The organism is Rhodococcus sp. UNC363MFTsu5.1 (genome assembly GCF_000686785.1).
GTDB classification, from domain to species: Bacteria; Actinomycetota; Actinomycetes; order Mycobacteriales; family Mycobacteriaceae; genus Rhodococcus_G; species Rhodococcus_G maanshanensis.
Map to the genome: position 1 here is coordinate 78,918 of NZ_JMLO01000003.1, position 12,558 is coordinate 91,475.

Here is a 12,558-nt window from a genome sequence, read left to right on the forward strand (position 1 = left end):
TTTCCTGGGCGTTAAGCCGCGATTCCCTCGGGGTAAGCAGATGCTGAGCGGTCCCCACCCGCTACTGGGAGGTCGTGGCCGGCATCGGCGGCATCCCCATCAGAACCGGGATCTTGCGATCACCGGACTCGTCGAACACCACGGTCGGGTCGGCCTCCTCCGGCGCATTGACGAAGGACACGAAGCGCGAGAGCTTCTCCGGGTCGTCGAGCACGCCTGCCCACTCGTCCTGGTAGCCCTCGACGTGCTTGGCCATGGCCGCCTCGAGCTCGGCGGCGATACCGAGGCTGTCCTCGCAGACCACGGCCTTGAGGTGATCGAGGCCGCCCTCCATCGCCTCCACCCACGGCGCGGTGCGCTGCAACCGGTCGGCGGTGCGGACGTAGAACATCAGGTACCGGTCGATGTAGCGGATCAGCGTCTCGTCGTCGAGACCGCCTGCCAGCAGCTGCGCGTGCTTGGGCGACTGCCCGCCGTTGCCGCCGACGTAGAGGTTCCAGCCGTTCTCGGTGGCGATGACGCCGACGTCCTTGCCGCGGGCCTCCGCGCACTCACGCGCGCAACCGGAGACACCGAACTTGATCTTGTGAGGGGAACGCAAACCGCGGTAACGGTTCTCGAGTCCGACGGCCATGCCAACGGAGTCCTGGACGCCGTATCGGCACCAGGTGGATCCGACACAGCTCTTCACCGTGCGCAGCGACTTGCCGTATGCCTGACCGGATTCCATGCCTGCATCGACCAGACGCTTCCAGATCGCGGGCAGCTGCTCGACGCGGGCACCGAACAGGTCGATGCGCTGGCCACCGGTGACCTTGGTGTACAGACCGAAATCCCGTGCCACCTCACCGATCACGATCAGCTGCTCGGGGGTGCACTCGCCGCCGGGCATCCGCGGCACCACCGAGTAGGTGCCGTTCTTCTGGATGTTGGCCAGGAAGTGGTCGTTGGTGTCCTGCAGCGAGGCCTGGTTCCGGTGCAGGATGTGATCCGAATCGGTCGAGGCCAGGATCGAGGCGACCACCGGCTTGCAGATGTCGCATCCGCTTCCCGTGCCGAACTTGGTGATCAACGCGGAGAACGTCCGGGTTCCCGTCGCCATCACGATCTCGAACAGCTCCGCCCGCGACTGCTCGAAGTGCTCGCAGAGCGCCTTCGACATCACCACGCCGGACGAGGCCAGCAGCTGCTTGATCGTTGGCAGGCAGCCGCCGCAGGTTGTTCCCGCGTTGGTGCAGCTCTTCACGGAGGCGATGTCGCAGGCGCCCTCGGCGATCGCACCGCAGATGGCGCCCTTCGTGACGCCGTTGCACGAGCACACCTCGGCATCGTCGGGCAGCGATCCGGCACCGGGCTTCTCGCCCGCGGGCGAGATCAGCGACGCCGGGTCACCCGGGAGCTCGCGGCCGACCAGGGGGCGTAGCGACGCGTATGCGGACGCGTCGCCGACGAGGATGCCGCCGAGCAGGGTCTTGGCGTCATCGGACACCACGAGCTTGGCGTAGGTGCCCTTGGCCGCGTCGCTGAGGACCACCTCTAGGGCACCGGGCGTCTGGGCGTGCGCATCACCGAAACTGGCGACGTCCACCCCCATCAGCTTGAGCTTGGTGGACAGGTCCGCGCCAGGGAACTCGGCTGCGCCACCGAGCAGTCGATCGGCCACGATCTCGGCGGTGGTGTAGCCGGGCGCGACCAGGCCGTAGGCGACGCCCTCGACGGCCGCGCACTCACCGACGGCGAAGACGGCCTCGTCCGAGGTCCGGCAGCCGAGGTCGGTGAGGATGCCGCCGCGTTCGCCGATCTCGAGCCCGGCCGCACGGGCCAGCTGATCCTGCGGCCGGATGCCCGCCGAGAACACCAGCAACGCCGCCTCGATCACCGATCCGTCCGAGAGTTCGACACTCACGCCGTCCGGGCCCTCTGTGATGGCGGCGGTACCCACGCCCGCGTGCACGGTGACACCGAGGTCGGTGACCAGCCGCGCCAGCAACGCCCCGCCGCCCTCGTCGACCTGCAGCGGCATCAACCGGGGTGCGAACTCGACCACGTGCGGGGTCATGCCCATCAGCCGGAGCGCGTTGGCCGCCTCCAGGCCGAGCAGGCCGCCACCGACGACCACGCCGACCGCCCCCTTGCCCGCCTTCTCCGCGGTGGCACGGATCCCGTCGAGGTCGTCGATGGTGCGGTACACGAAGCACTCGGGGCGGTCGTGGCCCGGGATCGGCGGCACGAACGGGTACGAGCCGGTGGCCATGACGAGGGCGTCGTAGCCGAGGGTCTCGCCGGAACCGGTGGTGACGGTGCGCGCGGCACGGTCGATCGCGACGGCCCGCTCACCGGTCCGCAGCTCGACCAGCGCGTCGCCGACGTAGTCGTTGCCCGCGAGCGCCAGTTCCTTTGCGTCCCAGGACCCGACGTACGAGGACAGGCCGACCCGGTCGTAGGCGGGCAGCGTCTCCTCACACAGGACGGTCACTCGCCACTGGGCGTCCTCGTCGCGCGCGCGCAGCGCCTCGACGAACCGATGGCCGACCATTCCGTGCCCGATCACCACTACCGACTTGTTGTTCATGCTGCGCCCTCTTCTTCGATCGATGGTGTTTCGTGTGCTGGTTGGTCTCGTGGTTCCGGATCCGAGTTGCGTAGCCATTCGCAGATGCCCTGGACGACGGAGCTGCAGCCGCCGCAGCCGGTGGTCGCCCTGGTCTCGGTGGCCATGGCAGCCACGCCGCGCGCGCCCGCCTTCCACGCCGTGGTCAGCTGCGACTTGGTCACCGAGTTACATCGGCAGACCACCGCCGACCCCGGCATGGTGGCGGGACTGGCCACCTCGACGCCCGCTCCCGATCCGCGGCCGATGAGCAGCGACATCCGGTCCACCGGGACCGGCAGCTGCGCATCGAAGAGCTGGGTCAGGGTGCCGACCACGTCGGGGTTTCCCAGCAGCACCGCGCCGACCACCCGGTCCTCGCGCACCACGACCTTCGCGTAGCGCCCACGGGTGGGGTCGGCGAGGGTCAGCACCTCGCTGTGGCTGCAGTGCATCTCGGCGCTGATGTCGCCCATCGAGGCGAGGTCGATGTCGTGGGCCTTGAGCCGGGTCACGTTCGCGGTCCCGTGGTAGGTGGCGAATCGGTTCTCGCCCGCGAGCCGCTCGGCCACCACCGCGGCCTGCTCCCAGCCCGGCTGAACCAGGCCGTACACCTCGCCGCGATGCTGCGCGCACTCCCCGATCGCCGAGACGCGCGGGGCGCTGGTGCGCAACAGGTCGTCGACCACGATGGCCTGATCGACGGCGATGCCAGCGGCCTCGGCCAGCGACACCTCGGGGCGGATCCCCGCGGACAGCACCAGCAGGTCGGCGGGCAGCTCGGTCCCGTCGTCGAGCACCACGGTCCGGTTCTCGGCATCGCGGGCGACCGCCCTGCGTCCGAGCACCATCCGCATGCCGAGCTCGGTGAGCACCCTGGTCAGCACCGCGCCGCCCGCGGGGTCGAGCTGGCGCTCCATCGGAAAGTCCTTGGGATGCACCACCGTGACGTCCATGCCGCGCATCAGCAGCCCGCGGGCCGCCTCGAGCCCGAGCAGGCCGCCGCCGAGGACCACGGCGCTGGATCCGCCGGTGGCCGCGGCGATGATCTGATCGCAGTCGCCGATGGTGCGGAACGCGGCGACGCCGTCGACCAGCGCGCCCGACTCGTCCACCGCGCCCGCGATCGGCGGGATGAACGATCGGCTACCGGTCGCCAGCACCAGCTCGTCGTAGCCGATCTCGTCGTGTCCGGCCCCGGTGCCGTCGTCGCAGCGCACGGTCCGCGTGGCCGTGTCGATGCCGGTCACCCGGACGCCTGACCGGACGTCGATCCCCTGCCGCTCCCACCAGCCGTCCGGCTTGAGGCGGGTGTCACGGCCGGTGATGCTGCCCGCCAGAACATTCGAGAGCAGGATGCGGTTGTACGCGGGATGCGCCTCGGCGCCGATCACCACGATGTCGAGCCGCTCTCCCTCGGGGTCGCGGCGTCGCAATTCCTCCGCCAGTCGCGAGCCGGCCATGCCGTTGCCCACCACCACGATTCGGGTCCTGTTCATGCCACCGCCTCCAGCTTCACCGCACATGCCTTGAACTCCGGCATCCCGCTCGTCGGGTCGAGCGCCGGATTGGTCAACAGGTTCGCCCGGCCGGACCCGGCGAAGTGGAACGGAAGGAACACGGTGTCGAGCCGCATGCTGTCGTCACAGCGCACGATCGCCTCGGTCCGGCCCCGCCTGCTCACCACGACGGCAGGCGCACCCTCGACGAGGCCCATCCGGCGCGCGGTGTCGGGATGCACCTGCACGAACATCTCGCCCGCGGCACGGACCAGTTCGTCGATCCGGCGGGTCTGCGCGCCGGACTGATAGTGGGCGAGGACCCGACCCGTCGTGGCCACCAGCGGGAACTCTGCGTCCATCCCCTCGCTCGGTCCGCGGTGCTCCACCGCGACGAAACGCGCTCGGCCGCTCGGGGTCTCGAATCGATCCAGGAACAAGCGCGGTGTCCCTGGATGCTCGGGCTCGCCTGCGGGCGTTGCCGGGCACGGCCAGTGCAGCGCGGCACCCTCGTCCAGCCGGGCGTAACTGATCCCGGAGTAGTCCGCGACCCCGCCCGCGGAGGCCAACCGGAGCTCCTCGAAGACGGCCTCGGGATCGGTTCCGAACCGCCCAGCAGGCTGGCCGAGTCGGCGGGCCAGCCCGGCGAGCACCTCGAGCTCGGAGCGCGGCCCCTCGGGAGCGGGCACCGCGGCCTTGCGGCGCAGCACCCTGCCCTCGAGGCTGGTCATCGTGCCCTCCTCCTCGGCCCACTGCAGGACCGGCAGGACGACGTCCGCCATTGCGGCGGTCTCCGAGAGCAGGAAGTCGTTGACGACCAACAGCTCGAGCGCGGACAGCCGGTCCACGACATGGCCCGCGTGGGGCGCGGACACCGCGAGGTTCGCCCCGTGCACCATCAGCGCAGTCGGCCCGCCGGGCGTGCCGATCGACTCGAGCAGCTCGTATGCGCTCTTCCCCGGGCCGGGTAGCTCGGCGGGATCGATGCCCCACACCTGCGCGACGTGCACCCGTGCGGCGGGGTCGGTGATCTTGCGGTAGCCGGGCAGCTGATCCGCCTTCTGCCCGTGCTCGCGACCGCCCTGCCCGTTGCCCTGCCCGGTGATGGCGCCGTAACCGCTGCCCCTGCGGCCGGGCAGCCCGAGGGCAAGGGCCAGGTTGATCACCGCCGAGACGGTGTCGGTCCCGGTCGCGTGCTGCTCGGCCCCCCTGGCCGTCAGGATGTAGGCGCCAGCATCGGACTGCTGTGCGCGCCAGAGGATCTCCACCGTGCGGCGCAGCGCGCTCACCGGCACCCCGGTGACCCGCTCGGTGCGCTCGGGCCACCACTGGGCGGCGGCCAGCCAGGCATCGTCGAATCCCTCGGTGCGGGCACCGACGAAGTTGTGGTCGATCCGGCCGTCGAGCACGGCCAGGTGCAGCAGGCCGAGGGCCAGCGGGAGGTCGGTGCCCGGGCTCAGCTGCAGGTGCACCCCACCGCCTGCGAGCGCGCGCTCCACGGTGGCCGTGCGCCGGGGGTCCGCGACGACGAGTCCCCCCGCGTCGGCCGCGGTCGCGAGGTGACCGAGGAACGGCGGCATGGTCTCGGCGACGTTGCCGCCCAGGATCAGGATCGCCCGTGCGGCACCGAGATCGGACACCGGGAAGGGCAGTCCGCGGTCGAGCCCGAAGGCCTTGCCGCCCGCCGCCGCCGCCGACGACATGCAGAACCGGCCGTTGTAATCGATGTTCGAGGTGCCCAGCGCCACCCGGGCGAACTTGCCGAGCTGGTACGCCTTCTCGTTGGTGAGCCCACCGCCTCCGAAGATGGCGACGGCATCGCGCCCACCCTCGGCCTGCGCCGCCGCGAAGCCGTCGGCCACGATGTCGAGCGCGGTGTCCCAGCTCGCGGGGCGCAGTTCCCCGTCCCGGCGCACCAGCGGCGCGGTGAGCCGGTTCGGGTTCCGCAGCAGTTCCGCACTGGTCCAGCCCTTCTGGCACAGCCCGCCCCTGTTGGTGGGGAAGCTCCGGCCCGTGACCGTCGCGGTCAGGGCCTGATCCGCGGCCGAGGAGTCCCGCGCGATGTTCATCGCGCACTGGAGTCCGCAGTACGGGCAGTGGGTGGGGGTGGAAACCAGAGACGGAACTGCGATGGTCATACCAGCACCGACTCCTCGGTCTCGGTGACGTCCCTGGCCGCCGGGCGGCGCAGGAACACCACATAGGTGACGACGATGCAGGCGACGTAGAAGCCGAGGAAGACCCAGAACGCCATGGTCGCGGACTTGGCCGGGCTCAGGTACGAGGCCCGGAGCACCAGGTTGATGCCGACGCCGCCGAGCCCGCCGATGGCGCCTGCGAAGCCGATGAGTGCACCCGACATGTTGCGCGACCAGCTGGCCTTCTCTTCCGCGCTGAGGTGATCGAGTCCCTGAGCCTTGGCCTCGAAGATCGACGGGATGATCTTGTAGACCGAACCGTTGCCGAGTCCGGACAGCAGGAACAGTGCGACGAAGCCGAGGACCAGTGCCACCATGACGCCGGTGCTGGCGGCTCCCGCGGTGCTGTCGTCGATCGTGCTCGCCGTGACCAGGATTCCTGACGCGAGCGTCATCGCGGCGAAGGTGTAGAGCGTGATCTTGCCGCCGCCGATGCGGTCGGCGAGCTTGCCGCCGTACGGGCGGGCGATCGACCCGAGCAGCGGACCGATGAACGCGATCTGTGCGGTGTGCAGGGCGGCCTGGGCGGGGGTGTCGCCGCCTGCGATGAAGTTGATCTGCATGACCTGGCCGAACGCGAAGCTGTAGCCGATGAACGAGCCGAAGGTGCCGATGTACAGGAAGGCGATCACCCACGAGTCGCGGAACGTGAGCGCCGTTCCCATCGCCTTCATGTCGGCCTTCTGGTTGCCCAGGTTGTCCATGAACAGTGCGGCACCGACCGCGGCGACACCACAGAAGACCAGGTAGATGGCACAGACGATCCACGCTTCGGTGTTGCCGACCGTCGCGATGACGATGAGACCGATGAGCTGGATGACCGGCACGCCGATGTTGCCTCCGCCTGCGTTGAGGCCGAGTGCCCAGCCCTTGAGCCGCTGCGGGTAGAAGGCGTTGATGTTCGCCATCGAGGAGGCGAAGTTGCCGCCGCCGACGCCGGCGATCGCCGCGACGAGCAGGAATGTCGTGTACGAGAAGCCGGGGTTGAGCATCAGGTACAGGGTCGCGACCAGCGGCACCATCAGCACCAGCGCGCTGAAGATCGTCCAGTTCCTGCCGCCGAACCGTGCCGTGGCGACGGTGTAGGGGATGCGGAGGACGGCGCCGACGAGGGTCGGGACCGCCACAAGGAAGAACTTGCCCGCCGGGTCGATGCCGTAGACGTCGGTCGGCATGAACAGGACCATCACGGACCAGATGGACCACACCGAGAAGCCGACGTGCTCGGCGATGACCGACCAGACGAGATTCCGCTTGGCGATGTCCTTGCCGCCGGCCTCCCAGGCCTCGACGTCCTCGGCATCCCATTCCGCGATGTAGTGCTTGCGATTCGAGGTCTTGTCCTCGAGCGCGCCGGCTGCTGCCGTGGCTTCGTCCGAACGTGTGGTCACCGGGCCTCCTCTGTGCGTGGGAGACCTAAAGGTACGAGTCGGATGTTGCCGAGGTGATGCAGGCAATGACTCCGGAATGAACTTGCGCTCACGTGCGCGCCATCCCGGCGGTGAGAACGTTTCCGCAGGTAAACGGGGTGTTACGGCATGTGACGGGCAGTCACATGCCAGTCACGATGTGACGGGCGTCACGTCCAGCTGTCCTCGAGGAACCTCGGCTTGCACGCCACGTAGCCCGCCACGAGGATGACCGCGACAGCACCGAGCAACAGGGCGAAGGGCCAGGTCCAGCCGCCGGTCAGGTCGTGCAGGACGCCGAACAGCAGGGGTCCGATGCAGGCCACCGCGTACCCGAGCCCCTGGGTGAAGCCGGACAGCGCGGCCGAGCCTGCCGCGGTCCTGGTGCGCAGGTTGATCAGCGTCAGCGACATGGGGAACGTGCTCGGGCCGAGGCCGACCAGCAGGATCCACAGCACCGGGGCCGCCATGGGAGCGAAGAGCAGGCCGGCGAATCCGGCCAGATAGAACACCGCACAGGCGATCACGACGGGGTACGGGTTGGCGATCCGCGCGCACAGGGTCGGCGCCCCGATCGCAGCGATGAAGCCGACCGCGGAGAACAGCGCGACCATGGCGCCGCCGAATGCCGCGCTCGCGCCTGCCTCGGTCAGGATCTTGGGCACCCAGGTGAACATCGAGTACGTGATCAGCGAGGTCATGCCGAACATCCCGGCCATCCCCCAGGCCACGGGTGATCGCCAGGCCCGACCGCGCTCGCCGCGCTCGGCGTGCGGTTCCGCGGAGGTGTCGACACGGTCTCGACCGCGCCTGCTGATCACGATGCCCACCCACGGCAGCGCCGCGGCGAAGGCCAGCAACGACCACAGGCCGAGCGAGACCCGCCACCCGTACGCGTCCGCGACCGGCACCGCGACGAGCGCCGGAAGGAAGGTGCCCACCTGGACACAGGTGATGTAGATGGTGCTCATCATCGCGACGCGGTCCGAGAAATAGCGCTTGACCAGTGGCGGGATCACCACGTTGCCGATCCCCATGCCGCCGAGAGCAAGCGCGGAGAGCGCGAGCAGGGCCGCGGTGTCGGACACCATCGAGCGGGTCGCGATGCCGATCCCGGTCATCAGCATGGCCCCGAGCGCCACCCGTTCCAGGCCGAACGCCAGGGCCAACCGGGGCGTGAGCAGGCCGAAGACGGCGAACATCGCGGTGGGCAGCATCCCGAAGACACCGACGATGGTGGACCCGAACCCGACCTCCTGGCCGATCTCGTCGAGCAGCGGGGTCAGGGAGGTGACGGCAGTGCGGAGCGTGAGCGCGGAGAGCACGATCGCGACGAGCACCATCAGCCGGCCTGCGACGAGTGCGCGCCGGTCGATCGGGTGTCGATGCCGTTCGGTCGCCTGCACGGACACCGCACACCTCGTTCCCTCAGCAAATGATCGCAAAATCATAGGATGAATGGATGATCCGATGCAACTGAGTATGATGCGCACACGTCTTACCAGAGAGGGATCGCGTGCAACCCGTACGACGGACAAGCCTCATCGCGCAGGTCACCGACCAGCTGCGCGCGGAGATCGTGGCCGGCCGCTGGTCGACCGGCTCGCGGATTCCGACCGAGCCGGAGCTCGCCGAGCTGACCGGGACCGGGCGCAACACCGTGCGCGAGGCCGTCCAGGCGCTCGTGCACGCGGGCATGCTCGAACGACGTCAGGGTTCGGGCACCTACGTGATCGCCACCAGCGACCTCGGCGGGACTCTCGGCAAGTACTTCGCGGCCGCGCACGAACGGGACATCCTCGAGCTGCGTCAGGCCCTCGACGTCACGGCCGCCGCCCTCGCCGCGCGGCGCCGCGACGACACCGACATCGCGACCCTGCGAGACCTGCTCGCCCGCAGGAACCTGCTCTGGTCGCCCGTCGAGGGTGCGGCCGACACGACCGCGGCCGTCGCGGCCGACCTGGCCCTGCATCGCGCGATCGTCGCGGCCAGCCACAACGAGGTGTACCTGGAGTTCTACGACTCGCTACTGCCCGCCATCGAGCAGACCATCCTCCGCCACCGGGTGGCGGCCGAGAACTCCTACGAGCCCGAGCACGACGAGCTCGTGCAGGCCGTCATCGAGGGCGACAGCGAGCGCGCCGCGACCGCGGCGCGCCGGTTCCTGACCGAGCTCCTCGCCCAGCGGACCTGAGGACCTAGAGCATCAACCGGATCAGGTCCGCGGTGCGGACCAGGCCGGGCAGCGCCTCGGCCGTCGAGCGCGGATGCAGGGCGTGGACCGCCAGACGAAACATCAGGGCGCGCAACAGCATCTGCGGCCACTCCGGCAGATCCTCCCACCGGGCGATCAGCTCCGCGTCGGCTCCACCCCATGACAGCGCGTCCACGACGACGACCCCGGCCGCCCAGCCGACGGGCCGCCAGTAGGGGGTGATGTCGGTGATGGCAGGCGCCTCCGAGCCGGAGAACAGCACGGTGCCGAAGAGGTCGCCGTGCACCAGCTGGTCGGGGCTGCGCACCGGCTTGCGCAGCGTCGCCAGCTGACCGATCAGCTCGACGCTGGTCCTGCCGTCGTCGGTGACCGGCTCGAACTGGCCCTTCACCGCCCGCAGGGGAACCTGCTCCCACGCGGCCCGATCGGCCGCGACGAACACGTCGACGTCCGCCCATGGCGCCACCGGTGGCTGTACAAGGAACCGAGGCCGCTCGAGGGCCGCGGTCGCCGCGTGCAACCGCATCGACAGCGAGACCACCTCGTCGTGCCGCGGCTCCGGCGACCCGCCGATGAATGTGTCTGCCCGCCAGCCCGATACGACGTAACGTCCGTCGGTTGCCCGGACCGGACGCGCGATCCGCACCCCGTCCGCGGTCAGCGTCTCGCGCACCTTTGCCGACCACGCGGCGCGGGCGTGGTCGGCCACCGGCGAGAGGACGACATCGCCGCAACGCCAACCGCCGTCCCAGTCGGCTCCGAGCGGAATCGGAACCGTCTCGCGCAGACCGAAGGTGGAGCGCACGTGCTCGGGAGGTTCGACAGAGCTCACGTCACCAACGCTACCGCCGTCGGCCCCCTCGCCGTCCCCTGACGCGCCGGGTCCGCGTCAGTACACCGGCAGTGACTTGTCCACCTGGTTCGCCCAGGCGATGACCCCGCCCTGCAGATGGGTCGCATCGGCGAAGCCCGCCTTCTTCAGCGCGGCCAGCGCCTCGGCAGACCGGATACCGGTCTTGCAGTGCAGCACGATCGGCCTGTCCTGCGGCAGCTCCGCGAGCGCCTCGCCGGACAGGATGCGGTCCTTGGGGATCAGCGTCGCGCCCGGCAGGTGGACGATGTCCCACTCCACCGGTTCGCGGACGTCGACGATCTCGATCTCCTTTCCCGCGGCCAGCATCGCGGCCAGTTCGGGCGCCGTGATCGTCGAATCCGCGGCCGCGGCGACCCCCTCGTCGGACACCACGCCGCAGAACGCGTCGTAGTCGATGAGCTCGGTGATCGGCTCCCTGGCCGGGTCACGGCGCAGCTTGATGGTCCGATAGCTCATCTCGAGGGCGTCGTACACCATGAGCCTGCCGAGCAGCGACTCCCCGATTCCGGTGATCAGCTTGATCGCCTCGGTTGCCATGATCGACCCGATCGAGGCGCAGAGCACGCCGAGCACGCCGCCCTCGGCGCACGACGGCACCATCCCCGGCGGCGGCGCCTCCGGATAGAGGTCGCGGTAGTTCAGCCCGCGTCCGTCCGGGGCGTCCTCCCAGAACACCGACGCCTGCCCCTCGAACCGGTAGATCGAGCCCCAGACGTACGGCTTGCCCGCGAGCACCGCGGCATCGTTGACCAGGTAGCGGGTGGCGAAGTTGTCGGTGCCGTCGAGGATCAGGTCGTACTGCTCGAACAGTTCCACGGCGTTGTCGGGCTCGAGCCGGAACTGGTGCAGCCGCACCTCGACGTTCGAGTTGATCTCGAGGATGGAGTCGCGAGCGCTCTCGGCCTTCGGCCTGCCGACGTCCGCCTGCCCGTGGATGACCTGGCGCTGCAGGTTGGACTCGTCGACCTCGTCGAACTCGACGATGCCGAGGGTCCCGACACCCGCGGCGGCCAGGTAGAGCAGCGCGGGCGACCCGAGCCCACCCGCCCCGATCACCAGCACCTTGGCGTTCTTGAGCCGCTTCTGCCCCACCATGCCGACGTCGGGGATGATCAGGTGCCTGCTGTAGCGCGCCACCTCGGCACGACTCAGCTCGGCCGCGGGTTCGACCAGCGGCGGCAATGAGTTCTTGGACTTCAGGTCAGACACGACGGCTCCTACGGTCTACGCGCTCACGCAGCTACAACGCTCCGCACGAGTCCATTCTTCCCCGGCCGGTTACGGTCGGTCGCCCTGGTACACACGACGTTCGCAAGGAGTCCCGATGAGCACCACCCCGACCCCGGCAACCGATCCGGTCTCCTACCGCGCCGAGGTGCCGGTCCGGTGGTCGGACATGGACGTCTTCCAGCACGTCAACCACGCCCGGATGGTGACCCTGCTCGAGGAGGCCAGGATCGACTGGCTGCGCAGCGTCGGGCCGGAGGCGTCCGAGTTGCTCGGGACCTCGGTGGTGGCACACATCGATGTGCGATACCGGTCCCCGCTCACCCACGCGGACAGCCCGCTATCGGTCACGATGTGGATCGAGCGACTGCGCACCGTCGACGTGACCGTCCGATACGAGGTGCGTGCGGCCTCGGCGCCTGCCGATTCTCGCCCCGCCGTCGAGGCCGTGACCCAGCTGGCCCTCGGCGATCCGCACACCCAGCGGCTACGCCGCCTCACCGCCGACGAACGCGCGCTCCTCGCGACCTGGGTGCGCGGCTAGTC

The 12,558-nt window shown here is 69.7% G+C and carries 9 protein-coding genes; 2 read left to right on the forward strand and 7 right to left on the reverse strand.

Annotated elements, in window-relative coordinates; genetic code table 11:
• Window positions 1-61 precede the first annotated feature (61 nt).
• The 5 genes from nirB to BR31_RS0105830 form a co-directional block, all read right to left on the reverse strand.
• On the reverse strand, window positions 62-2,572 hold the full coding sequence (nirB, locus tag BR31_RS0105810) for a nitrite reductase large subunit NirB (RefSeq protein ID WP_027500140.1): 2,511 nt from the start codon (window positions 2,570-2,572) through the stop codon (window positions 62-64).
• Window positions 2,569-4,089 carry an FAD-dependent oxidoreductase gene (locus BR31_RS27555; RefSeq protein ID WP_051637000.1) on the reverse strand — a complete coding sequence of 507 codons (1,521 nt, stop codon included), beginning with the start codon at window positions 4,087-4,089 and terminating at the stop codon, window positions 2,569-2,571. The genes nirB and BR31_RS27555 overlap by 4 nt, the downstream gene beginning before the upstream one ends.
• Window positions 4,086-6,227, reverse strand: a complete 2,142-nt coding sequence (locus BR31_RS0105820; protein WP_037175706.1) for a molybdopterin oxidoreductase family protein — start codon at window positions 6,225-6,227, stop codon at window positions 4,086-4,088. Before BR31_RS0105820 ends, BR31_RS27555 begins: the two co-directional genes overlap by 4 nt.
• Window positions 6,224-7,603 carry an MFS transporter gene (locus BR31_RS0105825; RefSeq protein ID WP_027500142.1) on the reverse strand — a complete coding sequence of 460 codons (1,380 nt, stop codon included), beginning with the start codon at window positions 7,601-7,603 and terminating at the stop codon, window positions 6,224-6,226. The genes BR31_RS0105820 and BR31_RS0105825 overlap by 4 nt, the downstream gene beginning before the upstream one ends.
• Before the next feature lie 263 nt (window positions 7,604-7,866).
• Window positions 7,867-9,039 carry an MFS transporter gene (locus BR31_RS0105830; RefSeq protein WP_051637023.1) on the reverse strand — a complete coding sequence of 391 codons (1,173 nt, stop codon included), beginning with the start codon at window positions 9,037-9,039 and terminating at the stop codon, window positions 7,867-7,869.
• A 173-nt stretch (window positions 9,040-9,212) separates the two neighbouring features.
• Here BR31_RS0105830 and BR31_RS0105835 point away from each other — a divergent pair, with 173 nt between their 5' ends.
• Window positions 9,213-9,890 carry a FadR/GntR family transcriptional regulator gene (locus BR31_RS0105835; RefSeq protein WP_027500144.1) on the forward strand — a complete coding sequence of 226 codons (678 nt, stop codon included), beginning with the start codon at window positions 9,213-9,215 and terminating at the stop codon, window positions 9,888-9,890.
• A gap of 4 nt (window positions 9,891-9,894) precedes the next feature.
• On the opposite strand, the gene BR31_RS0105840 is transcribed toward BR31_RS0105835, so the two are convergent.
• On the reverse strand, window positions 9,895-10,743 hold the full coding sequence (locus BR31_RS0105840) for a TIGR02569 family protein (protein ID WP_027500145.1): 849 nt from the start codon (window positions 10,741-10,743) through the stop codon (window positions 9,895-9,897).
• 57 nt (window positions 10,744-10,800) lie between these two features.
• Window positions 10,801-11,985 carry an adenylyltransferase/sulfurtransferase MoeZ gene (gene moeZ / locus BR31_RS0105845; protein ID WP_027500146.1) on the reverse strand — a complete coding sequence of 395 codons (1,185 nt, stop codon included), beginning with the start codon at window positions 11,983-11,985 and terminating at the stop codon, window positions 10,801-10,803.
• Between the two features lie 124 nt (window positions 11,986-12,109).
• On the opposite strand from moeZ, the gene BR31_RS0105850 reads away from it, so the two are divergent.
• Complete coding sequence (locus BR31_RS0105850; RefSeq protein ID WP_027500147.1) at window positions 12,110-12,556, forward strand: acyl-CoA thioesterase; 447 nt, start codon at window positions 12,110-12,112, stop codon at window positions 12,554-12,556.
• The last annotated feature ends 2 nt before the right edge of the window (window positions 12,557-12,558 follow it).